At 71.2% G+C, this 25,155-nt stretch carries 25 protein-coding genes; 12 read left to right on the top strand and 13 right to left on the bottom strand.

The features are described 5' to 3' along the window. The 3 genes from G3I71_RS13585 to G3I71_RS13595 form a co-directional block, all read right to left on the bottom strand. A partial coding sequence (locus tag G3I71_RS13585; RefSeq protein ID WP_343242952.1) for a biotin/lipoyl-containing protein occupies positions 1-677 on the bottom strand: 677 nt, incomplete at its 3' end. A 58-nt stretch (positions 678-735) separates the two neighbouring features. Next, positions 736-2,124: a dihydrolipoyl dehydrogenase gene (lpdA, locus tag G3I71_RS13590; RefSeq protein WP_164314420.1), complete on the bottom strand. Its 1,389-nt coding sequence runs from the start codon at positions 2,122-2,124 to the stop codon at positions 736-738. A gap of 223 nt (positions 2,125-2,347) precedes the next feature. Further along, a complete protein-coding gene (locus G3I71_RS13595) occupies positions 2,348-3,868 on the bottom strand; it encodes a leucyl aminopeptidase (RefSeq protein WP_164314422.1) in 1,521 nt (506 codons plus the stop codon). A gap of 332 nt (positions 3,869-4,200) precedes the next feature. Here G3I71_RS13595 and G3I71_RS13600 point away from each other — a divergent pair, with 332 nt between their 5' ends. The 4 genes from G3I71_RS13600 to G3I71_RS13615 all read left to right on the top strand — a co-directional run bounded on the left by G3I71_RS13600 (position 4,201) and on the right by G3I71_RS13615 (position 10,069). Continuing rightward, a complete protein-coding gene (locus G3I71_RS13600) occupies positions 4,201-6,237 on the top strand; it encodes a hypothetical protein (protein ID WP_203730215.1) in 2,037 nt (678 codons plus the stop codon). A gap of 133 nt (positions 6,238-6,370) precedes the next feature. Next, the gene (gene pelF / locus G3I71_RS13605; RefSeq protein WP_164314423.1) at positions 6,371-7,894 is read left to right on the top strand and encodes a GT4 family glycosyltransferase PelF; all 1,524 of its coding nucleotides are present in this window, start codon (positions 6,371-6,373) and stop codon (positions 7,892-7,894) included. Beyond that, on the top strand, positions 7,891-9,381 hold the full coding sequence (locus tag G3I71_RS13610) for a hypothetical protein (protein ID WP_164314425.1): 1,491 nt from the start codon (positions 7,891-7,893) through the stop codon (positions 9,379-9,381). The genes pelF and G3I71_RS13610 overlap by 4 nt, the downstream gene beginning before the upstream one ends. Positions 9,382-9,418: 37 nt before the next feature. Then, entirely contained in the window at positions 9,419-10,069 is a 651-nt protein-coding gene (locus tag G3I71_RS13615) for a spherulation-specific family 4 protein (protein WP_164314427.1), read from the top strand. Between the two features lie 12 nt (positions 10,070-10,081). On the opposite strand, the gene G3I71_RS13620 is transcribed toward G3I71_RS13615, so the two are convergent. Next, positions 10,082-10,906 (bottom strand): adenosylcobinamide-GDP ribazoletransferase, encoded by an 825-nt coding sequence (locus G3I71_RS13620; protein ID WP_164314429.1) that lies wholly within the window; start codon positions 10,904-10,906, stop codon positions 10,082-10,084. A gap of 90 nt (positions 10,907-10,996) precedes the next feature. Between G3I71_RS13620 and G3I71_RS13625 the strand changes: the two genes are divergently transcribed. Beyond that, entirely contained in the window at positions 10,997-11,764 is a 768-nt protein-coding gene (locus tag G3I71_RS13625) for a hypothetical protein (protein WP_164314431.1), read from the top strand. Here G3I71_RS13625 and G3I71_RS13630 read toward each other — a convergent pair. The 3 genes from G3I71_RS13630 to cobT are packed head-to-tail and all read right to left on the bottom strand — an operon-like array spanning position 11,659 to position 15,409. Continuing rightward, the gene (locus tag G3I71_RS13630) at positions 11,659-12,411 is read right to left on the bottom strand and encodes a hypothetical protein (RefSeq protein WP_164314433.1); all 753 of its coding nucleotides are present in this window, start codon (positions 12,409-12,411) and stop codon (positions 11,659-11,661) included. The two genes, G3I71_RS13625 and G3I71_RS13630, sit on opposite strands and share 106 nt — an antisense overlap. 36 nt (positions 12,412-12,447) lie before the next feature. Next, positions 12,448-14,229: a phosphatidylglycerol lysyltransferase domain-containing protein gene (locus G3I71_RS13635; protein ID WP_164314435.1), complete on the bottom strand. Its 1,782-nt coding sequence runs from the start codon at positions 14,227-14,229 to the stop codon at positions 12,448-12,450. A gap of 55 nt (positions 14,230-14,284) precedes the next feature. Beyond that, positions 14,285-15,409, bottom strand: a complete 1,125-nt coding sequence (gene cobT / locus G3I71_RS13640) for a nicotinate-nucleotide--dimethylbenzimidazole phosphoribosyltransferase (protein ID WP_164314437.1) — start codon at positions 15,407-15,409, stop codon at positions 14,285-14,287. A gap of 132 nt (positions 15,410-15,541) precedes the next feature. On the opposite strand from cobT, the gene G3I71_RS13645 reads away from it, so the two are divergent. After that, complete coding sequence (locus G3I71_RS13645; RefSeq protein WP_164314439.1) at positions 15,542-16,513, top strand: class I SAM-dependent methyltransferase; 972 nt, start codon at positions 15,542-15,544, stop codon at positions 16,511-16,513. Positions 16,514-16,522: 9 nt separating this feature from the next. Here G3I71_RS13645 and G3I71_RS13650 read toward each other — a convergent pair whose 3' ends face one another. Continuing rightward, complete coding sequence (locus G3I71_RS13650) at positions 16,523-17,722, bottom strand: bifunctional adenosylcobinamide kinase/adenosylcobinamide-phosphate guanylyltransferase (RefSeq protein ID WP_164314441.1); 1,200 nt, start codon at positions 17,720-17,722, stop codon at positions 16,523-16,525. Between the two features lie 302 nt (positions 17,723-18,024). On the opposite strand from G3I71_RS13650, the gene G3I71_RS13655 reads away from it, so the two are divergent. After that, positions 18,025-18,240, top strand: a complete 216-nt coding sequence (locus tag G3I71_RS13655; RefSeq protein WP_164314443.1) for a hypothetical protein — start codon at positions 18,025-18,027, stop codon at positions 18,238-18,240. A 122-nt stretch (positions 18,241-18,362) separates the two neighbouring features. On the opposite strand, the gene G3I71_RS13660 is transcribed toward G3I71_RS13655, so the two are convergent. Continuing rightward, positions 18,363-19,064 carry a methyltransferase domain-containing protein gene (locus G3I71_RS13660; protein ID WP_164314444.1) on the bottom strand — a complete coding sequence of 234 codons (702 nt, stop codon included), beginning with the start codon at positions 19,062-19,064 and terminating at the stop codon, positions 18,363-18,365. A gap of 83 nt (positions 19,065-19,147) precedes the next feature. Continuing rightward, positions 19,148-19,774 carry a DUF3043 domain-containing protein gene (locus G3I71_RS13665; RefSeq protein WP_164314446.1) on the bottom strand — a complete coding sequence of 209 codons (627 nt, stop codon included), beginning with the start codon at positions 19,772-19,774 and terminating at the stop codon, positions 19,148-19,150. Positions 19,775-19,998: 224 nt separating this feature from the next. On the opposite strand from G3I71_RS13665, the gene G3I71_RS13670 reads away from it, so the two are divergent. The 4 genes from G3I71_RS13670 (at position 19,999) to G3I71_RS13685 (ending at position 23,202) form a co-directional block, all read left to right on the top strand. Beyond that, on the top strand, positions 19,999-20,781 hold the full coding sequence (locus G3I71_RS13670) for a PspA/IM30 family protein (RefSeq protein WP_164314814.1): 783 nt from the start codon (positions 19,999-20,001) through the stop codon (positions 20,779-20,781). Positions 20,782-20,816: 35 nt separating this feature from the next. After that, entirely contained in the window at positions 20,817-21,095 is a 279-nt protein-coding gene (locus G3I71_RS13675) for a hypothetical protein (RefSeq protein ID WP_164314448.1), read from the top strand. A 130-nt stretch (positions 21,096-21,225) separates the two neighbouring features. After that, positions 21,226-22,476 carry a histidine kinase gene (locus G3I71_RS13680; RefSeq protein ID WP_164314815.1) on the top strand — a complete coding sequence of 417 codons (1,251 nt, stop codon included), beginning with the start codon at positions 21,226-21,228 and terminating at the stop codon, positions 22,474-22,476. A gap of 42 nt (positions 22,477-22,518) precedes the next feature. Continuing rightward, positions 22,519-23,202: a response regulator transcription factor gene (locus G3I71_RS13685; RefSeq protein WP_164314450.1), complete on the top strand. Its 684-nt coding sequence runs from the start codon at positions 22,519-22,521 to the stop codon at positions 23,200-23,202. An 85-nt stretch (positions 23,203-23,287) separates the two neighbouring features. Here G3I71_RS13685 and G3I71_RS13690 read toward each other — a convergent pair whose 3' ends face one another. After that, the gene (locus G3I71_RS13690; protein WP_164314452.1) at positions 23,288-23,485 is read right to left on the bottom strand and encodes a DUF397 domain-containing protein; all 198 of its coding nucleotides are present in this window, start codon (positions 23,483-23,485) and stop codon (positions 23,288-23,290) included. Next, entirely contained in the window at positions 23,464-24,309 is an 846-nt protein-coding gene (locus G3I71_RS13695; RefSeq protein WP_164314454.1) for a helix-turn-helix transcriptional regulator, read from the bottom strand. Before G3I71_RS13695 ends, G3I71_RS13690 begins: the two co-directional genes overlap by 22 nt. A 165-nt stretch (positions 24,310-24,474) precedes the next feature. On the opposite strand from G3I71_RS13695, the gene G3I71_RS13700 reads away from it, so the two are divergent. Further along, positions 24,475-24,771, top strand: coding sequence for a hypothetical protein (locus tag G3I71_RS13700; protein WP_164314456.1), 297 nt, complete (start codon positions 24,475-24,477; stop codon positions 24,769-24,771). On the opposite strand, the gene G3I71_RS51100 is transcribed toward G3I71_RS13700, so the two are convergent. Continuing rightward, on the bottom strand, positions 24,768-25,082 hold the full coding sequence (locus G3I71_RS51100) for a hypothetical protein (RefSeq protein WP_239149142.1): 315 nt from the start codon (positions 25,080-25,082) through the stop codon (positions 24,768-24,770). The genes G3I71_RS13700 and G3I71_RS51100 overlap by 4 nt on opposite strands. Positions 25,083-25,155: the final 73 nt, after the last annotated feature.

A 25,155-nucleotide genomic window follows, 5' to 3' on the forward strand; every position in this document is an offset into this window, starting at 1 on the left:
GCGGCGGGCGCCGGAGCCGGGGCGGCCGGAGCCGGAGCAGCCGCCGGAGCGGCACCCGGGGCGCCGACCACGGCCAGCCTGGCGCCGACCTCGGCGGTCTCGTCCTCGGCGACCACGATCTCCAGGAGCACACCGGAGACGGGCGACGGGATCTCGGTGTCGACCTTGTCGGTCGACACCTCCAGCAGCGGCTCGTCGGCCTCGACGCTGTCGCCGACCGACTTCAGCCAGCGGGTGACGGTGCCCTCGGTGACGCTCTCGCCGAGGGCCGGAAGGGTGACGTCGGTGCCGGTGGCACCGCCCCCTGCGGGAGCGGCGGCCGGAGCCGCAGCGGGGGCAGGGGCCGGAGCGGCCGGGGCTTCGGCCACCGGGGCCGGAGCCGGGGTGGGCTCGGCAACGGGCTCGGCGGCCGGGGCCGGGGCAGCAGCGGGGGCGCCGCTGCCGTCGTCGATGAGGGCCAGCTCGGCGCCGACCTCAACGGTCTCGTCCTCGGCGACCTTGATGGAGGCGAGGATGCCGGAGACGGGCGAGGGGATCTCGGTGTCGACCTTGTCGGTCGAGACCTCGAGCAGGGGCTCGTCGGCCTCTACGCGCTCACCCTCGGCCTTCAGCCAGCGGGTGACAGTGCCCTCGGTGACGCTCTCACCGAGCGCCGGAAGGGTTACGGAAACCGCCATGGTTTCGGTTGCTCCTTACGAATTGCGGAAGTCTGTGTCGTCGTCCGTCGACCGAGGGTCAGTCGTGGGAGTGCAGCGGCTTGCCGGCCAGGGCCAGGTGGGCCTCGCCGAGCGCCTCGCTCTGCGTCGGGTGGGCGTGGATGAGCTGCGCGACCTCGGCCGGCAGCGCTTCCCAGTTGTAGATCAGCTGGGCTTCGCCGACCTGCTCGCCCATACGGTCGCCGACCATGTGGACGCCGACCACGGCACCGTCCTTGACCTGGACGAGCTTGATCTCGCCCGCGGTCTTGAGGATCTTGCTCTTGCCGTTGCCCGCGAGGTTGTACTTCAGAGCGACGACCTTGTCCGCACCGTAGATCTCCTTGGCCTTGGCCTCGGTGATACCCACGGAGGCGACCTCGGGGTGGCAGTACGTCACCCGGGGCACGCCGTCGTAGTCGATCGGGACGGCCTTCAGACCGGCCAGACGCTCCGCCACCAGGATGCCCTCGGCGAAGCCGACGTGCGCGAGCTGGAGCGTCGGGACCAGGTCACCGACGGCGGAGATGGTCGGCACGTTCGTCCGCATGTACTCGTCGACCAGGACGTAGCCGCGGTCCAGCGCGACGCCCTGCTCCTCGTAGCCGAGACCGGCCGAGACCGGGCCGCGGCCGACGGCGACGAGCAGCAGCTCGGCCTCGAACTCCTTGCCGTCGGCAAGGGTGACCTTGACACCGTTCGCGGTGTACTCGGCCTTCGAGAAGAAGGTGCCCAGGTTGAACTTGATGCCGCGCTTGCGGAACGCGCGCTCAAGAAGCTTGGAGGAGTTCTCGTCCTCGAGGGGGGCCAGGTGCTTGAGGCCCTCGATGATCGTGACGTCCGTACCGAAGGACTTCCACGCGGACGCGAACTCGACGCCGATGACACCGCCGCCGAGGACGATGGCCGACTCCGGCACCCGGTCCAGGACGAGGGCGTGGTCCGAGGAGATGATCCGGTTGCCGTCGATCTCCAGGCCCGGCAGCGACTTCGGCACGGAGCCGGTCGCCAGCAGGACGTGGCGGCCCTGGATCCGCTGCCCGTTCACGTCGACGGAGGTGGGGGAGGAGAGCCGCCCCTCACCCTCGATGTAGGTGACCTTGCGGGAGGCGACGAGGCCCTGGAGTCCCTTGTACAGGCCCGAGATGACCTCGTCCTTGTACTTGTGGACCGCCGGGACGTCGATGCCCTCGAAGGTGGCCTTGACGCCGAACTGCGCGCTCTCGCGGGCCTGGTCGGCGATCTCGCCCGCGTGGAGCAGGGCCTTGGTGGGGATGCATCCCCGGTGCAGGCAGGTACCGCCGACCTTGTCCTTCTCGATCAGGGCGACGTCAAGCCCCAGCTGGGCCCCGCGCAGAGCCGCGGCGTAACCGCCACTGCCACCGCCGAGGATCACTAGGTCGAAAACGGTGCTGGCGTCGTTCGCCACGTCACGTCCTCCATGCATTGCGCCGTACGCCGGTCGTCAGTGACCGGGCGGCGGCTGGTGTCCGGCCGCTCTTCCTTCGGCCCTGTGGTGGGGGCCCTGTCCTGCCGAGCCCATCTTCGCACTTGTCGGAGCCGGACGAGACGCCGGGCCGGTGTGAGAGACGCCCCACCGGCAACGGGACCCCGGACTACCCGCCCACGGGGTCCCGCCGCTCAACGCACCCTCAGCCAAGATCCCCGACGGCGGTCAACTCAGCCAGCCGAACAAGCGTCCGCACCGCGGTCCCGGTCCCGCCCTTGGGCGTGTACCCGAAAGGCCCGCCCTCGTTGTACGCGGGCCCCGCGATGTCGAGGTGCGCCCAGGTGATCCCCTCACCCACGAACTCGCGCAGGAACAGGCCCGCGACCAGCCCGCCGCCGTACCGCTCACCCATGTTCGCGATGTCGGCCGTGGGGGACTCCATCCCCTTCTTCAGGTGGTCCGGCAGCGGCATCGGCCACGCCGGCTCCCCGACCTCCTCCGCCGCCTCGTGCACCGCGGAGCGGAACGCGTCGTCGTTCGCCATGATCCCGTACGTCCGGTTGCCCAGCGCCAGCATCATCGCGCCGGTCAGCGTCGCCACGTCGACGATCGCGTCCGGCTTCTCGGCAGACGCGGCCCACAGGGCGTCGGCGAGGACGAGACGGCCCTCGGCGTCGGTGTTGAGGACCTCGACGGTCTTGCCGCTGTACATGCGCAGCACGTCACCGGGGCGGGTGGCGGTGCCCGAGGGCATGTTCTCGGCGAGCGCCAGCCAGCCGGTGACGTTGACCTCGAGGCCGAGCCGCGCGGCGGCGACGACCGCGGCGAGGACCGCCGCCGCGCCGCTCATGTCGCACTTCATCGTCTCGTTGTGCCCGGCGGGCTTGAGCGAGATGCCGCCCGAGTCGTAGGTGATGCCCTTGCCGACGAAGGCGAGGTGCTTGCTCGCCGCCTCGTGCGTGTACGTCAGTTTCACCAGCCGGGGACCGGCGGCGGAGCCGATGCCGACGCCGAGGATGCCGCCGTAGCCGCCCTCCTCCAGAGCCTTCTCGTCGAGCACCTGCACCTTGATGCCGTGCTCCTCGGCCGCGGCCTGCGCGACGGCGGCGAAGGCCTCCGGGTTGAGGTCGTTCGGCGGGGTGTTGATCAGGTCGCGGGCGCGGTTGAGCTCCTCGGACACGGCGGTGGCGCGGGCGACGGCCGCCTTGTACGCGGCGTCGCGGGGCTTGCCGCCGAGCAGGGCGATCTCGCCGAGCGGCGCCTTGCCGTTCTTGGCGTCCTTGCCGATGTCCTTGTACGCGTCGAAGCTGTACGCCCCGAGCAGCGCGCCCTCGCCGATGGCGCCGGCGTCGGCGGCGTCCTCGATCGGCAGGGCGAAGGCGGCCTTCTTGGCACCGGCGAGGGTACGGGCGGCCACACCGGCTGCGCGGCGCAGCGACTCGGCGCCGAAGGTCTCGTCCTTCTCGGGCAGCGCGCCCAGGCCCACGGCCACGACGATGGGTGCCTTGAAGCCGGCCGGGGCGGGCAGCTTGGTCACCTCGCCCTCGGCACCCGAGGCGCCGAGGGTCCCCAGGACGTCGGCGAGCTTGCCGTCGTACGCCTTGTCCACGGCCTCGGCGCCCGGTGCGATGACGGGGCCCTTGCCGCCCTTGGCGACACCGACGACGATCGCGTCGGCCCGAAGGCCGGGCGCCGCGGCGGTGCTGAGAGTGAGAGCAGTCACGGTGGTGAATTCTCGCTTCCGTCTGAAAACTTCTGTGGCCGAGTGGAATGGGTCGACCAGGCCCGACAAGCGACCCTAAGTCCGGCCCTGGGGAGCAGTCCGGACCAGGGTCGGTACACCCGGCACGAGCCTACGCTCGGTCGCTGGGTTCGCTCATTCCTGCGAGCGTTCACCTGGCAGTGGCGTCATCGTCACTTCCCACCCCTCACTTCCGGTGACCTGAGTCACACTCGTCAAGTTCTGGTAAGCGGTCCTGGCACCGCTTATGCATCATTTCCACGGATCCCCTCGGAATTGACCACCGGGGCGGACTGGTTGGGGGAGGGGCGAAAATGGCGCAGATAGCGCCCGCACGGAAATTTTCCCGGGAGACGGCCGCCGTCGTGACGGCTGCCGGACTGCTGGCACTGGGGCTGGGAGTGCCCGGCGCGACAGCCGCCACGGAGCCGCGCATCGAGCTGAGGGTGCTCGTCGTGGACAACGGCGACAGCCCGGTCGACGCCATCACGGCCGAACTGGCGGACACGGGCATCCCGTACACGACCGTCGACCTGAACGACGCGAACCGCCCGACGATCAACGCCGCGTTCCTGAGCGGCACGGTGAACGGCACACCCCAGGCCAGGTTCCAGGGCGTGGTGCTGCCCAACGAGGCCCCGTTCGGTACGGGTTCGGCCGAGCAGACCGCTCTGGAGGCCTACGAGAAGACGTACGGCATCCCGCAGGTCGACGCCTACACCTGGGCGCACCCGGAGGTCGGCCTCGACTACAGCTCCTACTCCGGCACCCTCGACGGGCAGGCCGCCGCGATCACCGCCGCGGGCCGGACCGGGTACTTCGGCTATCTCGACGGCCCGCTCACGTTCGAGGACAACTCGGCGTCCGTGCAGGAGAGTTACGGCTTCGTCGCCACGCCTCGCGCGGGCTTCACCAGCTACGTCGACACCGCCGTGCCCGGCGGGACCGGCCGCGGCAGCCTGATCGGCGAGTACGCGCACGACGGACGCCGCGAACTCGTCGTGACCTTCGCGTACAACGAGTACCAGCAGCAGTTCCGGGTACTGGCCCGGGGCATCGTGGAATGGCTGACCCAGGGAGTCCACCTGGGGCAGAGCCGGAACTCCTTCTCCGTGCACGTCGACGACGTCTTCGCGCCCGACAGTCGCTGGGACACCCAACGCAACTGCACGCCCGGCGACTTCACTTGCGTGGGCGGCGACGGAGAGGGCACCACGCCGATCCGGATGACGGCCGCCGACGCGGTGTACGCGGCCCAGTGGCAGCAGAGCAGCGGCCTCACGCTCGACATGGTCTACAACGCCGGTTCGGGAGAGGAGTGGAAGAGCGAGAACGGCGGCACGGACGCCCTCGCCGCCCAGCTCCTCGCCGACAAGGCCAAGTACCGCTGGGTGAACCACACGTACACCCACCAGTACCTCGGCTGTGTGCAGGACACCACCACCGTGCCCTGGAGCTGTGCCACGAACGCGGACGGTTCGACCCGGTACATGAGCCGCGCCGACATCTCGGCGGAGATCGCGAACAACTACAACTGGGGTCTCACCAAGGGTCTTTCGACCGAGCGCGGTGAGCTCGTGACCGGTGAGCACTCGGGCCTGAAGACACTGCCGCAGCAGCCCGCCGACAACCCGAACCTCGCGGGCGCCCTCGCCGACAACGGCATCCAGTGGACCGCCTCCGACAACTCCCGTGAGCCGCAGCAGCGTTCGGCGGGCAGCAGCACACTGACCGTGCCGCGCTACCCGATGAACGTGTACTACAACACGGGTACGAAGGCCGAGATGGCCGACGAGTACAACTGGATCTACGCCTCGGCGGCCGACGGCGGCAGCGGCATCTGCGAGAACAACCCGACGTCCACCTGCCTGGCCGGGCCGCTGGACACCGCCACCGGCTATCTGTCGTACATCGTCCCGCAGGAGGCGCGCACCGCACTCGGGCACGCCATCTCGGGCGACCCGCGTCCGCACTACGCGCACCAGTCCAACCTGGCCGAGGACCGCACGCTGTACCCGGTCCTGGACAAGGTCCTCGCCGACTACCGCGCGCTGTTCGCCGACAACACCCCGCTGGAGAACCCCCGCCAGAGCGCGATCGGCACCGAACTCCAGCGCCGCGCCGCCTGGAAGACCGCCGTCGCGAACGGCACCGTCACGGCGTACCGCGTCGGCAAGAAGATCACGGTCACCGCCCCGTCCGGCGTCCGCATCCCGGTCACCGCCCCGACGGGAACCACCAAGCAACTCCTGCTGGGCACAACAGCGTTCGGCACGCCCTACGCGGGCCGCCTGTCGGCATGGACCACACCGGAGCTGTTGCAGTCAGCTCTCAAGCTGAACCTGCCGTAGAGGCAGCTGCCCCGAAGGGGGCAGCGCCCTAAGGGGCGCGGGGAACTGCGCGACCAGCCACAACGCACCCGCAGCCGGGGATGGTCGTGCAGTCCCCCCACAGAATCCGCATCCCAGGGGAAGAGCCAACGCAGTGCTCCGCACAGGCCGTCACGTCACCATGCTCACCGAAGGCACCTACCCGCACGTCCACGGAGGGGTAAGCACCTGGTGCGACCAGCTGGTCAAGGGCATGCCGGAAGTCGACTTCCACATAGTCTCGCTCACCGGCAGCGGCCGCGAACCCGTCACCTGGGAGCTGCCGCCCAACGTCTACCGGCACACCTCCGTGCCGACGTGGGGACCGCGACCCGGTCGCGCGAGAGCACCGCTGGGCCGGTCCCGTCGCCGTTTCATCGACGCGTACGAGCGCTTCCTGCTGTCCTTCCTGGACCCGGCGGCGCCCTGCGACTTCGGTGAGGCTCTCTACGAACTCGCCGGACTCGCCCGCGACGGACGCCTGTCGGCGGCCCTGCGCACCGAGTCGGCGCTGCGTTCGCTGATGTGGATATGGACGATGCCGCATCTGTCGACTGCCGAGGCCCGTCCGACAGTTCACGACGCCCTGACCGCAACGGACCTGCTGGAGCACGCACTTCGGCCGCTGGGCACCCGCATCCCCGAGGACTCCGTCGCCCACGCGGTCAGCAGCGGCCTGGCCACCCTGCCCGCGCTCGCCGCGCACGAGCTGGACGGTGTGCCGTTCCTCCTCACCGAGCACGGCATCTATCTGCGCGAGCGCTACCTCGGCTACCGCAGCGGTGAACAGCGCTGGCCCGTCAAGGCGTTCATGCTCGGCTTCTACCGCGAGCTGAACTCGCTCGGCTACCGCGAGGCCGACCTCATCACCCCCTGCAACCAGTACAACCGCCGCTGGGAGGAGCGTGGTGGCGCCGACAGCGACAAGATCCGCACGGTCTACAACGGCGTCGACCCGCACGCCTTCCCGCACGCCGGCCCGGAGCCCGAGGTCCCCACCCTCACCTGGTGCGGACGCGTCGACCCCATCAAGGACCTGGAGACACTGCTCCACGCCTACGCCATGGTCCGTGCCGAACTCCCGGAGACCAGGCTGCGGTTGTTCGGCCCGGTACCGGCCGGCGGCGAGGCCTACCAGACCCGCCTGGAGAAGCTCGCCGCCGAACTCGGCGTCACCGACGGACTGACCTTCGAGGGCCGCATCACCGAGGTGTGGCGCGCCTACGCGGCCGGTCACATCGTCATGCTGTCGTCCATCTCCGAGGGCTTCCCGTTCTCCATCATCGAGGCGATGTCCTGCGGCCGTACGACGGTCTCGACGGACGTCGGCGGAGTCAGCGAGGCAGTCGGCGACACCGGCCTGGTGGTCCCGCCGCGCGAACCGGAGAAAATGGCAGCCGCCGCGCTGACCCTGCTCCGGGACGATGAACGACGCCTGAAACTGGGCGAGTCGGCCCGCCAGCGAGTGATCGACCGCTTCACGCTCCGCCGTTCCGTGGACGCCTTCCGGACGATCTACCAGGAGCTCGCGGGCCGGCCCGAGGTGTACGAGCCCACCCTGGAGACCGTCGCCGACTGGACTCTCGAACTGCGTGACCCCTGGTACGAGGCGCTCGCGACGGAAGGGGCCGGCCGGTGAGCGGAAGCATCTGGATGCCGCCCGGAGCGGGCCCCGCCACGCTCCCCGCCATTCCCCGGCAACGCACCGCCCCCAGCTGGGCGGAGCGCGACCCGATAGACCAACTCGCGGCCCGCCTGGACGACTTCATAGCCGCCGCCGTACACCCGGACGAGATAGCCGCCCTCCTGGAGTCCGACGGCCTGTCGGACGACCAGATACGCGAGCGGTACGGTGTCAGGAACTCCTTCGCACTCGCCGAGGAGTTGTACGACCGGGTCGAGCGCCGCTATCCCGAACCCGAGGGCCCGGCCCACGACCCCTGGCAGACAGGCCTGTTGGGCTGCCTCCTGAGAGGCGTCGTCTTCGCCCTCCCCGGTCTCGGCTACGTCCTCGGGGCCCCGCTCCTGGCCGGCCCCAAGGGCGACCTGGGCCTCCCGGCCGGCACGATCCCGCTCCTCGCCGGCGCCCTGGTCGGCTGGACCTGGAACCAGGGCCTGGCCCACCGGGCCTACTCCTGGCTCAGTCTGGGCGACCGCCCGGCAGCCCGCCGCTCCCTCCTGCTCGGCGCCCCCGCCGGGGCACTCCTCGGCTCCCTGGCAGCCCTCGCGGCGATCGGCACGGCGAGTACCGGCGCGATCGCCTTCGCCGCCGCCCAGTCCTGCTACCTCGCGGCGGCCACCGCCCTACTCGTCCTGGGCCGCGAACGCGCCCTCCTGTTCGCCCTGTTGCCGATGGCAGGAGGAACGATCCTGGCCCTGGTCCACCCTGTGCCCGACGAGGCGAGAGTCGTCCTGCTGCTGGGCTCCCTCGCGGCAGTGGCGATTCTGGGCCTGCTGGAAGTCGCGCCCGGCGGCAACGGACCCAAGGGGCGCGGGGCTGTGCTGGATTCGCGGCCACCGCCGCGCGGGCGCGACCAGCCACGACGCGGCCGCAGACGACCGACGACAACGGGCCCCCGACTCACCGGATCCCTCCCGTACGCCCTGTTCGGCCTCGGTAACGGCGTCCTGGTCCTCTACGCGGCCCTGGGCGGAGCCTCCTCCGCTGTCGCCCTCACCCTGAGCATGGGCCCCGCCGAATGGTTCCTGCACCGCTTCCGCAGCGGCGGCCTCGCCGGGCTGCGCTCCAGCAGTACGGCGAGGGACTTCCGGCGCACCACCGCCCTCACCCTCGTCAAGTGCCTCACCGCCTACCTCGTCACCCTCCTCGCCCTCAGCCTCGCCACCGCCGCGCTGTGGCCGCACGCACCGGGTGTGGCAGGCGTCCGACTGGCCGGCCTGCTCCTCCTGGGCGTGGTCATGTGGACGGGCCTGCTGCTCCAGTCCTTCGGCGCGGTCCTCGGCGCGGCCGTGACCTGCTGCGTCGCCGCCTTCGCCCAGACCCTGGCCCTGGCGACCCACGTCGGCAGCCCGCAATGGGTGGGCCTGACCGTGTACGGAACGGCGGCCGGCGTCCAGGCGGCCCTGGTCGGCGTCCTCCTGGGCCGAGCGACCGCCCACCGCTGAGCCGGCCCCGGCCGAACGAACGGACAAGAAACCCCACATGAGCCCGAGCAGTCTCCTGGTCCCGTACTACGAGCACCCGTCCGTCCGCCCCGCCGAGTGGGAGGCGATCCTCGCCGCCGCGCCCGGCCTGTACGGGGTGGTCCTGAACCCGGCCAGCGGCCCCGGCGACCACCCCGACCCGGCGTTCGCCGAGATCGCCGCCCGACTGCGCGCGGAGGGCGTTCGGGTGCTCGGGTACGCCGACACCGACTACGCCCGCAGGCCGGTCACCGCCGTGATCCGCGACCTGGTCCACCATCACGAGTGGTACGGCGCGGACGGCGCCTTCCTCGACCAGGTCACCTCGGAACCGGACCGCCTCGACCACTACCGGCGCCTGGCGTCGGCGGCCTGGGGCGCCGGCCTGCGCACCCTCGCCCTCAATCACGGCGTCCCGCCGCACCCCTCGTACGCCAGGATCGCCGACGTCCTGGTGACCTTCGAGGGCACCTGGGACACGTACCGCACCCAGCGCCCCCAGCCCTGGCGCACTCCGGGAACACGCCTGTGCCACCTCGTGTACGGCGTGCCGCCGGACGCCGATCTCGAAACGGAGGCCAGGACCCGGGGCGCCGACCTGCACTGCGCGGTACCCGGCACCGGAGACCACCCCTGGGGCACCCTGCCCCACGCCGTGCCCGTGGGCTGAGCGGCCGATCCCTCAGCGCAGCGACAGCACGACGAGCGCCGCCGTCGCCGCCGTCTCCGCGATACCGCCGAAGACATCGCCGGTGACCCCGCCGAAGCGGCGCGTGCAGTGCTGCAGGAGACGTTCGGCGGCGGCGCAGGCCGCGATGACCGCGAAGGCGGTGCGGACGATGTCGAACGCCCCGAAGAACGCGCCGAAACCGGCCGCCGCGAGCGTCACCAGCACCGCCACCAGCAGCGCCGAGCGCACAGGCACCGTTCCCGCGACCGCCGCCCCCAGCCCGTCGGGTCGCGCGGGCGGTACGCCGGTGCGGGCCGCCAGGGTGAGCACCAGCCGGGCGGCGGTCGCCGAGACGACGGCGGCGAGCGCACCCCGGGCCCACGAGTCGCCGTACGCCTGAGCGAGGGCGGCCACCTGGGCCAGCACCACGAACAGGAGGGCGAGCACACCGAACGGGCCGATGTCCGACTGCTTCATGACGCGCAGCGCGTCCTCGGCGGGCTTGCCGCTGCCCAGCCCGTCGGCGGTGTCGGCGAGACCGTCGAGATGCAGCCCCCGGGTGAGGACGGCGGGCACGGCGGCCGTGGCGACGGCGGCGAGCAGCGCACCGGCGCCCAGGAACAGGAGCAGCAGCCCGACCCCGGCGGCACACACACCGACGACCAGACCGGCCACCGGCGCGCACAGCATGCCGCCACGCGCCGCGTCCCGGTCCCAGCGGGTCACCCGCACCGGCAGCACGGTCAGCGTGCCGAAGGCGAACCGAAGACCATCAAGGAGGGCGCGGGGGGCGCCGGGGGCGAGAGAATCGGAGGGCGCGGGCGGCGGCGTGGACACCGGCGCAGAGTACCCGGCGGGGTACGGGCTGCCCAGGGCGGGCAGCGAACAAGAAGCCCTTAATGTGCGCTACCTGGATAAAGTTCCTGTATGGGTCATTGGCTGGAGCGGAACATCATCGAGCCGGGCAAGCTGCCGCTGCTCCTGGCGCTCGCCGCCTTCGTACTGACGTTCCTCATCACCCGGGTCGTCACCCGGATGATCCGCGCGGGCAAGGGGCCGTTCGGCAACGTCAAGGCGGGCGGGATGCACATCCATCACGTCGTCCCCGGTGTCGTACTGACCGTCGTGGGCGGCTTCGGGGCCGTGGCCAGTGGGCAGAGCGGGTTCGGCGCGGGTCTGTGCGCGGTGCTGTTCGGGATGGGCGCCGGACTGGTGCTGGACGAGTTCGCGCTGATCCTGCACCTCGACGACGTCTACTGGAGCGAGGCCGGCCGGCAGAGCGTCGAGGTGGTGGTGCTGACGGCGGCCCTGGTCGGCCTGGTCCTCCTGGGCTTCCTGCCGTTCGGCGTGAACGACCTCACCGACGAGGACATCCAGAACCGGGGCGAGGCCATGCTCAGCATCGGCGTCAACTTCTGCTTCGCCCTCCTCGCCCTGAGTAAGGGCAAGGCCCGCACGGCGATCTTCGGCGTGATCGTCCCCTTCGTCGCGCTCCTCGGCGCGCTCCGCCTGGCCCGCCCCGGCTCTCCCTGGGCGAAACGCTTCTACCGCCGCCGCCCGCGCGCCCGCTCCCGCTCCGTCCTGCGCGCCTACCGCCACGACCGCCGCTGGGCCGGCCCCCGACGCCGCGTCCAGGACCTGATCGGCGGCAAGCCCGATCCCAGGCCGGCCCACACCCCCGCCGTACGCCCGTGACGCGTCGCCGAGACCCCGCACAAGGCGAGTACGGCCACGATGGCGGCCAGATGCTCCTTGCCCGCGAGGTTGTCCTTCAGAACCACCTCCACCACCATCGCGACGATCACCGCACCGGCGGTCACGTACGCGCGGTAGCGCCACCCCAGGAACACGGCGAGGCCCACCACGGCCGCCGACGGACCGGTGTCCACGACGTGCGCGTCCGTGCCGGGCAACCCCAGGAAGCCCGCCGGGCCCACGGCGATGCCCACGCGCGCGGAAAGCGTGCCGGCGAGGGTGGCGGCGTACGCGATGACGAGGGTGCGCCACCGGCCGAGGCAGATCTCGGCGAGGCCGAAGGCGACCAGGATCTGCGCCAGGGCGCCCCAGACCGGCAGGTCGGGGGCGGGCACGAAGAGGGAGAGCGGGGTGCGCAGAAGGGCGAGCCAGAGGGGGTCCCCGGCGCGGACGGCACCGACGTCCTGGACGATCCGGTAGCCCCAGGACTGGTTCTGCGTGAACTGGACGAGCGCGGTCAGGCACACGACCCCGAGCGTCATGGGCGCCGCCCGCCACCGCCGCCGGAGCAGGGGTTCGTGTACGGCGACGTACAGCCGCCCCCATTCGGCGCGGGCCCAGCGGGTCCAGTGGGCGCCCGTGCTCATCTCCCGGCCCTCATCCGTGCGTGCTCGTCCACGTGCTCATCTCTTCGACTCCAGGTGCCTGCGGTGCAGCCACTTCGGCAGTCCCGGCGCCTCCAGGAAGCCCTCCGCGCGCGCGGCGGCGATGGCGATGCGCGGCAGGTCCGCGCTCTTTTCGAAGAGCAGGAACCGGGGCTCCCAGATGGGCCGGTACTTCGCGTTGGCGCGGTACAGCGACTCGATCTGCCACCAGCGGGAGAAGAAGCTGAGCAGCGAGCGCCACAGCCTCAGTACCGGCCCCGCGCCGATGCGCCCGCCACGTTCGAAGACGGAACGGAACATCGCGAAGTTGAGTGAGACCTGAGTGATCCCGATCTCCTGGGCGCGCTGGAGAAGTTCGATCACCATGAACTCCATCAGCCCGTTCTCGGAGTCACGGTCGCGCCGCATGAGGTCGAGCGAGAGGCCGTGCGGCCCCCAGGGCACGAAGGACAGCAGAGCCCTCAACTCGCCCGCACCTCCCGCGCGGCTGTCTGCGCATTCGAGCATCACGCACTGCCCGTCGGCCGGATCGCCGAGCCGCCCGAGCGCCATGCTGAACCCGCGCTCGGTGGCGCCGTCCCGCCAGTCGTCGGCGCGCTGGAGGAGGGACGCCATCTCGGCGGCCGGGATGTCCGCGTGGCGCCGGATGCGCACGGTGTACCCGGCCCGCTTGACCCTGTTGTAGGCCTGCCGGACGGTCCGCATGGCCCGCCCGTCGAGGGTGAACTCGGCGGTCTCGACGATGGCCTCGTCGCCGAGTTCGAGGGCGTCGAGGCCGTGCCGCGCGTACACCGTGCCGGCCTCCTCGCTCGCCCCCATCACGGCCGGGATCCAGCCGTGTGCGCGGGCCTCGGCGAGCCACGGTTCGATGGCACCGGGCCAGGCCTCCGGGTCGCCGATCGGATCACCGGCGGCCAGGGAGACCCCGCCCAGCACGCGGTAGGCGACGGCGGCCTTGCCGGTGGGGGACCAGACGGCGCTCTTCTCGCTGCGCAGGGCGAAGTAGCCGAGGGAGTCGCGGTCGCCGTGCCGGTCGAGGAGGGCGCGCAGCCTGGCCTCGTCGTCCTCGGTGAGCGGGTCGACGGCACGGCGGGAGCGGAAGGCGGCGTAGAGGACGGCGAGGATCAGCACCGTACTGATGACGTTGATGGTGACGTCGACCCAGTTGGGCGTGGAGATCCCGGCGAAGCCCGTGTCGTCGGCGGCGACGGAGATCAGCCGCATCGTGCCGTAGCCCCAGCGCTCCAGGAACGTCGAGCGGTGGCTGTCGTGCGCCTGGTTGGCGACGGTGACCAGGAGCGCGGCGAGGAGCGAGGAGACGAGCAGGCCGCCGACCGCGACGGCGGCGGCGAGCCGCGGGTTGGACCGGTCGCCCTTGGCGTAGAACTCGCGCCGCCCGACGACGAGCGCGGCGACGAAGGCGGCCGTGAGGACGAGCGAGATCCAGTTCTGTGCGTGTTCCCGGATCTCCGCGAAGAACATGGCGAGCCCGAACAGCAGCAGGAACAGCGTGCTGATCACGATGTTCAGGATCCAGGCAGCCCGCTTGCGGCGCCGCATGGTGATCGCCAGGAACATCGTGAACACACCGGAGGCGAAGCCGGCGGTCAGCAGGTACGGCGTGAAGAAGTTCTCCTCGTTGTGCCGCCGCACGTCGTTCCCGAAGGAGACCCACACCGCGCTGAGGAGATTGACGAAGGTGACGACCCGCAGATACCAGACGGCGAACGCGGCGGCGCGCCGTGAGGCGGTGGTGCTGGCACTTCGCTGAACGTTCGGCGTGAGCCGGTCATCTCCCATGGAAAGCGATCATATGGGGCATGTTGTGTTACATGCCCCATATGTCCTCCAGTGGTCAGAGAGCCTCGGGCTCCTCCGGCTCCTCCGGCTGCCCCAGATCCTCCGGCTCTTTCGCGTCCTCCGTCTTGGGTGCGTCCGGTGCCTCCGGTAGCTCTGCGGCCAGTGCCGCCGCGGCCTGGACCAGCGGGAGGGCCAGTAGCGCCCCGGCTCCCTCGCCCACGGTCACCCCGTGGTCGAGCAGCGGCTCCAGTGCCATCCGGTCGAGGGCCTTCGCCTGGGCCGGCTCCCCGCTGTTGTGCCCGGCGAGCCACCAGTCCGGCGCCCGGAAGGCGATCCGCTGACCGACCAGCGCGCAGGCGGCCGACACCACGCCGTCCAGGATCACCGGCATCTTGCGCACCGCGCTCTGCAGCAGGAACCCGGTCATCGCGGCGAGGTCGGCACCGCCCACCGTCGCCAGCAGCTGCAACTGGTCGCCGAGCACCGGCCGGGCCCGCCGCAGCGCGTCACGGATCGCGGCGCACTTGCGCATCCATGCCAGGTCGTCGATCGGCAGCCCGCCCCGCCCGGTGACGACGGACGCGTCCGTCCCGCACAACGCGGCCACCAGTACCGACGCGGCCGTGGTCCCGCCCACGCTCACATCGCCGAGCACCACCAGATCCGTACCGGAGTCGGCCTCCTCGTCGGCCACGGCGACCCCCGCCAGGAAGGCGGCCTCCGCCTCCTCGAGGGTCATCGCGTCCTCGACGTCGATCCGCCCGCTGCCGCGCCGCGCCCGGTGCCCCGCGACCTCGTCGGGCAGCGCGTCCGGCTCGCAGTCCAGCGCCATGTCGACGACACGCACGGGCACACCGAGCCGCCGCGCGAGCACGGCGACGGGGCTGGAGCCGTCCAGCACGGCCCGCACGGACTTTTCGGCGGTGCCGGCGGGGCGCGCCGACACACCCTGCCCGGCGATCCCGTGATCCCCCGCGAACAGCACGACACGCGGCCGCTGCACCGCCCGTACCGGCACGGAGGACTGTGCCGCCGCCAGCCACTCACCCAGGTCGTCGAGGCGCCCGAGCGACCCGGGCGGCACGATCCGGCTCTCCCGCCGTGCCTCCGCGTCGCGGCGCACACCGCCGTCGGGGCGCTCGATCAGATCGGTGAAGTCGTCGAGATTAAGCGAGCTCATTCGCCGAACAGTACCGGCAGCGATCGAACAGGGCGCCGTCACGTTGGAGCCATGTCATTGCACCCGGGATCGCGATCCCCTACGTAACGTTTTGTGACGTAATGTCGTATCACTTCCTGGTAGGAGCCGCCCATGCCCGCCGTCCCCAAGGCGACCGCCCCGCAGGAGACCGGGGCCGACGGGTTCCACGAACCGCGCCGCGAGGACTGTCCCTGGTGCGGGTCCAGGCGGTTGCGCACCCGCCTGCGCACGTCGGACCTCCGGCGGCGCGGGCCGGGCACGTTCGTCGTCGATGAGTGCCGCGACTGCGCCCACGCCTTCCAGAACCCGCGCCTCACCGCGGAGGGTCTCGCCCTCCACCACCAGGACCTGCCCGAGGCCCCCCACCCGGTCGCGCCCCGCCGCCACCGCGCGGCGGCCCGGGCGATGCTCCCCTTCCCCGAACCGGAGAGCTGGCTCGACGTGGGGACGGGCGAAGGAGCCTTCCCGGCGGCGGCGAAGCGCTATTTCCCGTACACGGCCTTCGACGGCGTCGACACCACCCGCCGCGTCCAGAAGGCCCGCGCCTCCGGCCACATCGAGGAGGCCCACCGGGGCCGCCTCACCGACGAGAAGATCGTCAACCGACTGCATGCCCGCTACGACGTCGTCAGCATGTTCCACCACCTGGAACACACCCCGGACCCCCGCGAGGAACTCCGCGCCGCCCTGCGGGCCCTGCGCCCCGGCGGACACCTCCTCATCGAGGTCCCGGACCCGCACTGCGCGTTCGGCACCCTCCTGGGCAGGTGGTGGCCCTGGTACGCCCAGCCGCGCCACCTCCACCTCATGCCGCTGGCCAACCTGGTGGCGGAACTGGAGTCCCAGCACTGCACGATCATCGCGACGGACCGCCGGGAACCCCACATCCCGTACGACCTGACAGGCGCCCTCTCCCTGGCCGTCACCCGGGTCCTCCCGGCCCGCCGCACACTCCTGCTCCGGGCGGCGACCCCCTTCCTGGCGGTGGCCACAGCCCTGGACCACGCCCTGGCCCCCCTCCTGCGCCGCACCCGCTTCGCGAACACGTACCGGATCATCGCGAGGAAGGACGCCTCCGACTGACCCCGGCGCTCACCCCCGCAGGGCCAGCGCCTGTCCGGCCACCACCAACAGCACGTGCTCGCACTCCGCCCCGAACACCGAGTTCAGCCGCCCCAGCTCGTCCCGGTACCGCCGCCCGGACGCCGTGGCGGGCACGATCCCCGACCCCACCTCGTTCGACACGGCGACGACAGTCCGCCGCGTGGACCGGACCGCCGCCGTCAACTCCCGTACCCGCCGCCGCAACTCCTTCTCCCCGCCCCCCGCCCACTCCGCGTCGTCCCACGCCCCCACCTGGTCCATCGCGTCCGTCAGCCACAGCGACAGACAGTCGATGAGCAGCGGCGCCCCCTCGTCCTTCAGCAGCGGTACGAGGTCACAGGTCTCGGCGGTACGCCACGACCCGGGCCGCCGCTCGCGGTGCGCGTGCACCCGCGCCGCCCACTCCCCGTCCCCGTTCCGCGTGCCGCCCGTGGCCACGTACAGCACGTCCGGGAACGCCTCCAGCCGCCGCTCCGCCTCCACCGACTTCCCCGACCGTGCCCCGCCCAGGACCAGCGTCCGCCGGGGCACGTCCGGTACGTCCTCGTAGACCCCGACCGTCAACGTCGTACCGTCCGCCACCGCCCGCGCACCCGCCGCCGCGAGCCGGCGCCGCAGCTCGGCACCCGGCGGCACGTCATGGTCCAGATGAACGGCGACGACATCCGTGGCCGGCCCGATCGCGCCCACCGCCCGCAGCCGGGCCAGGGCGTCCGGCCGCCCGACGACGTCCGCGAGGACCATGTCGTACGAGGGACCGTTCCCGTCGAGCCCGGCCGGCGCCGCGCCAGGCGGCAGATACAGCAGGCGCTGCCCGTCGGGGCCGGTCACCGCGTACCCCGTACCCGGCGCGTCCATCGGGACCGCGCGCACCCGGTGCCCGGTCAGCAGCGCCAGCTCCCGCCCGTCCGGCACCCGTCCGGGCTGCGGGATCCCCGCCGGCACCTCGACGGCGGGCCCGTCGTGCGGATGCGACAGCAGCACCTGCCGTACGCCGCCCAGCGAGTGCCCGGCACGGGCCGCCGAGAGCACGGCGCCGGGGGTGAGGTCGAGCAGCAGCGTGCCGTCCACGAGCAGCGCGGTGGCCGCCCGCGCGTGCACACCGAGCGCGCCGGCACAGGCCGCGCACGCACAGTCGGGGCGGGGCAGACCCGCGGGGGCACCGGTACCGAGCAGAGTGAGTTCCACGAACCTGATTTTCACGTGTCCCCGCAGGTCTTGCGCGTCCGGCTGGGGCCTGTCCGGCGGATCAGGTCGGAGAATAGCTGCGGCGCCTCATCAACGCAGGTGAGCGGGGCTTGGTGCGTCCGGCTGCAAGGCGGAGGAGGGAGTCGACGCGGAGCGTCGGCGATTGACGACAACGCCGCAGACGGGCGTGCCAAGGCCGGCGTCTCCGACATGATCCGCCGGACAGGCCCTAGGCTCGGGGGCCAGGAGCCGGATCAAGATCCGGCTCCTGGTCTGCAGCGGTTCATATCTTGGAGGCGTACATGGCGGCATGGACGTGGCGGTTCGAGAAGACCGACGGGGCGGAGGTCCAGCCCGCGCTGGAGCCCGAGGAGTTCACGACGCAGGGGGACGCCGAGTCCTGGATCGGTGAGTACTGGAAAGAACTTCTCGCGGGCGGCGCGGACCAGGTACGGCTGTTCGAGGACACCACAGAGATCTACGGCCCGATGAGCCTGAACGCCGCCCAGGAGGCGTAGCAATACCTGGAGGGGCGCCCCCGAAGGGTGCCCCTCCAGGGGCGCGGGGCTGTATTCGATATGCGGCTACCGCCGCGTGGGCGCGACCAGCCCCCACCGGCCGGCAGCCGACAAACAACCGCTCAGCCCCGAACCCCGCACAGGTGCAACAACGCGGCCACCTGCCGATAGGGATCGGTCCGCCCCGCGCGCTCCTCCACAGCCACCAGCGCCTCGACGTCAGAAGGAATCTCCGCGTCGTCATCCGCCGTGTCGGTGAACACCCGCACCCCGTACCACGCGTGCAACGGCGCCCCGATGCCGGCGAGCGTCCCGGTGAGGGTGGAGAGCCGGTCGGCGCGCACATCGAGCCCGAGCCGGTTCGTGTAGGAGTCCGTATCGAAGGCGCCCAGGGCGCCAATCCAGTCCCCCGCCAACCCCGGCCGCATGGCCAGCGCGTCGCCGTTGCGCACCAGCAGGGACAGCAGCCCGCCCGGCGCCAGCATCCGCGCCAGCCCCGCCAGCAGGGCGTCCGGCAGCTCGACGTACATCAGTACGCCATGACAGAGCACGACGTCGAAGCTGCCCGGCAGAAAGTGCACCCCGGTGTCCCGGCCGTCGCTCTCCAGAAGCCGGACGCGATCACGGATACCCTCCGGCTCGGCGGCCAGTGCCTCACGGGCCGCGTCGAGCATCCTCGGGTCCTTCTCGACACCTGTGACCTGATGGCCGGCCCGGGCCAGTCGCAGTGCCTGCGTGCCCTGGCCCATACCGACGTCGAGCACCCGGAGCCGCTGCCCGACCGGGAACCGCCCGGCTATCTGCTCGTCGAGCTGCCGGGCCACCAGTTCCTGCCGTACGACATTCCGCAGCCCGCCCAGCCTGACCAGCCAGGCATCCGCCGCGCCCCCGGAGAAGGACGTAGTGCTCAGGGCCGCTCTCCGCGCTTGACCTGGGGCTTCGGCAGCCGGAGGCGACGCATCTGGAGGGAACGCATCAGTGCGTAGGCGACCGCGCCCTTCGTCCGCTCGTCCGGATGGCGCGCGGCCAGCTGCTTCTTCAGCCGGAGCGTGATGAAGACCGAGTCGACGATGATCAGCACGATCACGAAGAGCCACAGCAGCAGCGCGACGCTCTGCAGCGCGCCGACCTGGACCATGCTCAGGACGAGGATGATCACAGCCATCGGCAGGAAGAACTCGGCGACGCAGTAGCGCGAGTCCACAAAATCGCGCGCGAAACGGCGCACCGGGCCCTTGTCGCGAGCGGGGAGATAGCGCTCGTCCCCGCTGGCGAGTGCCTTGCGCTGGCGGTCCATCGCGGCACGGCGCTCGTCACGCTGTCGTTTGGCCCCCTCCTTGCGCGTCGTGGGAGTACTGGCGACGCTGCGGCGCTGGGACTGGGCCGCACTCCGCTTGGGAGTGGGCCTGCCCTTCGGGGCCTGCGGGTCACGGGTCTGCTTGGAGTCGGTCACCAGCGCCTTGTCGGCGGGGGCCTTCTCTTCCTTGGCGCGGCTACGGAACACAAAACCCAAGGGTAATGGGTATCGGGGCATGGACCCCAGCCGAGTGGGGAACGATCCGGCAACACCGGTCGTCTTTACGAGACAGACAGTAGGGGGTCACCTACTCCCTACGCCGGAGTGGGACAGATCGCAGTCGTCCTTGGGGATGAGCGCATCGGGCCCGGAACAGTGCGGTAATGGAGGCAGGGCCCGTACTGTTGGTCCTGTTGCAGGTGCTGGAGCTGGAGTCCGTCAGAAGGGGGCGCGCGAAGCCCATGAGCGGTGTCATGAAGCGTATGGGGATGATCTTCCGCGCGAAGGCGAACAAGGCCCTTGACCGGGCCGAGGACCCGCGCGAAACCCTCGATTACTCGTACCAGAAGCAGCTGGAGCTGCTCCAGAAGGTGCGCCGCGGAGTCGCCGACGTGGCGACCAGCCGCAAGCGCCTGGAGCTGCAGCTCGCCCAGCTGAACAAGCAGTCCTCCACGCTGGAGGACCAGGGCCGCAAGGCGCTCGCGCTGGGCCGCGAGGACCTCGCCCGCGAGGCGCTCTCGCGCCGCGCCGCCCTCCAGCAGCAGGTGACCGACCTGGAGACGCAGCACCAGACCCTCCAGGGCGAGGAGGAGAAGCTCACCCTCGGGGCGCAGCGTCTCCAGGCCAAGGTCGACGCCTTCCGTACCAAGAAGGAGACGATCAAGGCGACGTACACCGCCGCCCAGGCCCAGACCCGGATCGGCGAGGCCTTCACCGGCATCTCCGAGGAGATGGGCGACGTGGGCCTGGCGATCCAGCGGGCCGAGGACAAGACGGCACAGCTCCAGGCGCGGGCGGGTGCGATCGACGAGTTGCTCGCCTCCGGCGCCCTGAACGACCCCACGGGCATGGCCAAGGACGACCTCCAGGCCGAACTGGACCGGCTCTCCGGCGGTACGGATGTGGAGCTGGAGCTGCAGCGCATGAAGGCGGAGCTGGCCGGCGGGGCGTCGGAGAAGCAGGCCATCGAGGGCGGCAGCGGCCAGCAGCAGCCGAAGGACACCCCGCGCTTCGACAAGCAGTAAGCCACCGCGGTAGGGCCACGCCTGAGGAGGGCGACATGATCGTACGGATCATGGGGGAGGGCCAGGTGAGGCTGGCGGACAGCCACCTCACCGAGCTGAACAAGCTGGACGACGTGCTCCTGGCGGAAATGGAGCTCGGCGACGGCCCCGGCTTCCGCCGCACCCTCCACCTCCTTCTGGACAGGGTCCGCGATCTCGGCGAGCCCCTGCCGGACGAGGCCCTGGACCCGTCGGACCTCATCCTCCCGTCGCCGGAAGCGACGCTGGAGGAGGTCCGGGAGATGCTGGGCGACGATGGCTTGATCCCGGGGTGAGGTCCCGTTTTCCAGCGCCGGACGACAACTTCAGCCCGTCCGGCGATTGAGGACAAGGCCCGTTCAGGGCCGTAGCGGGGGCCTGGGGGTGCAACCCCCAGTAACGCCCAGGTGAGCTACCTTGACGAATGTGACCGCCCTCCAGCGAGCCCGCCGCCACCTGAGAGCGCATCCCCTCGCGCTTGACCTGGGCCTCGCCGCAGGCGTCCTCCTCTGCATGCTGGGCGCCTCGTTCGTCGACCCGCACGGGCAGGACGGCGGCGCCTGGACCGCCCGCACTCCCGATGTCCTCAGCCTGGTCCTCATGGTGCTCGGCGCCGCAGCGCTGATCCTGCGCCGACGCGCGCCCATGAGGGTGCTCGCGTTCACCGGCGTCGCCTCCCTCGTCGAGTCGGTCACCGCCGATCCACGTGCCCCCGTCGCGATGTCCGCGGTGATCGCGCTCTACACCGTCGCGTCGACCACAGACCGCCCCACCACCTGGCGTGTCGGCCTCCTCACGATGACGGTCCTCACCGGTTCCGCGATGCTGGCCGGACCGCTGCCCTGGTACGCGCAGGAAAACCTCGGCATCTTCGCCTGGACCGGTATGGCCGCGACCGCCGGCGACGCCGTACGCAGCCGCCGTGCCTTCATCCATGCGATGAGAGAGCGCGCCGAGCGAGCGGAACGCACCCGCGAGGAGGAGGCCCGCCGACGTGTGGCCGAGGAGCGCCTGCGCATCGCCCGTGACCTGCACGACGTGGTCGCCCACCACATCGCCCTGGTCAACGTCCAGGCCGGAGTCGCCGCGCACGTCATGGACAAGCGCCCCGACCAGGCCAAGGAAGCCCTCGCCCATGTACGGGAGGCCAGCCGCTCGGCGCTGAACGAGCTGCGCGCGACCGTCGGGCTGCTGCGCCAGTCCGGGGACCCGGCGGCGCCCACCGAGCCCGCGCCCGGTCTGCACCGGCTCGACGAGCTGGTCGGCACCTTCCACAGCGCCGGACTCCAGGTGGAGGTCGCCCGCGCCGACCAGGACACCACCCTCCCCGCGGCCATCGACCTGGCCGCCTACCGGGTGATCCAGGAGGCCCTGACGAACGTACAGAAGCACGCGGGAACGGAGGCGAAGGCCGAGGTCAGCGTCGTACGGGTGGGGCCGAACATCGAGATCACCGTGCTGGACAACGGGCCGGGCCGGGGCGAGGGCCAGGACGGCCCGGAGGAGGGCGGCGGGCACGGGCTGCTGGGGATGCGGGAGCGCGTCACCGCGGTCGGCGGCGGCTGCACCGCCGGTCCCCGGTACGGAGGCGGCTTCCGGGTGCATGCGATCCTGCCGGTGAAGAGCAGACCGCGTCCCGCGGACGGCGCGGGCACCCCCGTACAGAGAACCGTGTAGACGGCCGCACGCCGATCCATCGACTTTCACCGAGGACCGCCCATGACGATCCGTGTCCTGCTCGCCGACGACCAGGCGTTGCTGCGCAGCGCCTTCCGTGTGCTCGTGGACTCGGAGGCCGACATGGAAGTGGTCGGGGAGGCGGCCGACGGGGCGGAGGCGGTGCGGCTGGCGCGGGAGCAGCGTGCCGACGTCGTGCTGATGGACATCCGGATGCCGGGCACCGACGGACTGGCCGCGACCCGGCTGATCAGCGCGGATCCGGGGCTCGCGCATGTACGGGTCGTGATGCTGACGACGTTCGAGGTCGACGAGTACGTGGTGCAGTCGCTGCGCGCCGGCGCGTCCGGGTTCCTCGGCAAGGGGGCCGAGCCCGATGAGCTGCTGAACGCCATCCGGGTCGCCGCCGGGGGCGACGCGCTGCTGTCGCCGGCCGCCACCAAGGGGCTGATCGCCCAGTTCCTCGCGCAGGGCGACGTACTGGATGTCGGCCGCGACCCCGCCCGTGCCGAGCGGCTGGACGCGCTGACCGGGCGGGAACGCGAGGTGCTGGTGCAGGTCGCCGGCGGCCACTCGAACGACGAGATAGCGGAGCGGCTGGAAGTCAGCCCGCTGACGGTGAAGACGCACGTCAACCGGGCCATGGCCAAGCTCGGAGCCCGGGACCGGGCCCAACTGGTCGTCATCGCCTACGAGTCGGGACTGGTACGTCCAAGGGTGGAGTGAGCTTCGCGGGGCGTACAACGGCCGGAGCAGGAACCGAGGGGGACGGCCGGAACGCACAGGCGCCCCGGCCGTCCCCCTTTCTGCCCTATGCCTTCAGGGAGTTGACAAAGGTGTCCCAGATCGCGGCTGGGACGACGAGTACGGGCCCTTGGGGGTTCTTGCTGTCGCGGACGGGGACGACGCCGGGGAGGTCCTCGGTGATCTCGACGCAGGCCCCCCCATTGGCGTTGCTGTAGCTGCTCCGGCGCCAGCGGGCGGAACTCAGCTCGGGGGTGTGTCGCATGACTTGTAGTCCTCCATGGCCTGTTGGATCAGCTCCGCCGAGGCGGCCGGAGAGAGGGCCTTGGCGCGGAGTACGTCGTACCGCCGCCGCCATTTCTTCGCCGAGTCTCGGTCCTCGTACAGGTGGCCGACCTCGATGCCCTCTTCGTAGGCCAGGGTGGAGCCGTTGGGAAGAGTCAGCAGGTGCAGCGAGCCGCCCATCAGGTAGTACGGACCGGCACTGAAGGGCATCACCTGGACCTTACTGTCCGGAGTATCCACCTGTTCGAGCAATTGGGCCAACTGTTTGTACATGCACTCCCCGTCACCGAACGGCCGCCGGAGGGCTGCCTCGTCGATGATCGACCAGCGCAGAGGGGGCTCGGCCGAGCGGAGGCGATCCTGGCGGGACATACGGGCGTTGACGAGTTCCTCGGCCTTCTCCCGGGGCAGCTCCTCCTGGAGGCTGAACTGAGCGTCGGCGTACTCCCTGGTCTGCAGGAGCCCTGGGACGACCTGCGGGTCGTACGTCTCGATGACCTCCGCCTGCGCCTCGAAGTCCATGAACCGGCGGTACTGGTCCGGATGCGCCTCGCGTTTGGCCAGTTCGTACAGCCCGTGGAAGTGCTTGTCAGTGCCGAAGGCCGCGTCGAGTTGCGCGGGCAGGTCGGGTGGCGGCATCAGCTCGGCCGTCTCGACACGGGCCAGCGTGCTCTTGCTGGAGCTGAGGATCTCCGCCAGTTGTACGAGCGACAGCCGCGCGGCCTCGCGGTGGCGGCGCTGCTCCGCGCCGAAGTAGTGGCGGGCGGAGTGGTAGGGGGTCAGCTGCTGCGGCTTGAACGTCATCGGTCTCGCCTCTCGTTTCGTGTCCGTGGTTCCGGTCGTCCCGATCTCAACGCTGGGACACATATCCCCTGTTGGGGGATGTGCCCCACGGTGACGATGTAGACACAAAAGGTAATCGCCGGTGCTCATGGCCGCCAGAGCGACCGGAGCGAAGGGAGTCACGTGATGATGTGCGACGGAATGGGTGTGCAGCTACGGCTGCTGCCGTGGACCACACCGGAGGGCGGCCCCTGTTACCTCAGCACGTCCGACCCGAACAGCCGACTGTCGTGCCTGGCGGACGAGTTGGAGACGGAACTGCTCGACTCGGCGGAGTTTGTGCTCGGGCAGGCGAGGCCGCTACTCGCCGACGAGGGCGTGGGGGAGCGGGAGTTGAGGTTCACGGGGGTACGGCTTGCCGAGGCGCTGGGGGACGCGTTGCGGATCGCGCTGAGCAGGGGTGCGCGACTGCCGGAGAACTAGGGGAAGGGCGGTGGGAAGCGGGGTTTGCGCAGGCGCGCGACGGTGTCGTACGCCCTGGGCTTGACCGGCTGCCCTGGCGGCACGGTGCGTACGTCCGGGCCGATGAGGAACTGCCCCTCGGGGAGGTGACCGGGGGCGCTGTGGAGGAGGGGCGGGTCCGTGCAGCCGGAGAGGCCGAGCATCATGCGGGCGGTTGAGTGGGCCTTGGCCACGGATTCTCCGCCGGCGAGGTTGCGATAGAGGGTGCGGGCGTAGTCGCGGGCGTGCAGGTCGGCGACTTTGCCCTGCCAGCCGACGGTGACGGGGACCATCTCGGCCAGTTCCTTCGCGAGGTGGGCTGTCCAGCAGGCGTTGAGGACGAGGAGGGCGAGGCCGTCGGCTGCC

It is taken from the genome of Streptomyces sp. SID12501, assembly GCF_010550245.1.
Classification (GTDB): domain Bacteria; phylum Actinomycetota; class Actinomycetes; order Streptomycetales; family Streptomycetaceae; genus Streptomyces.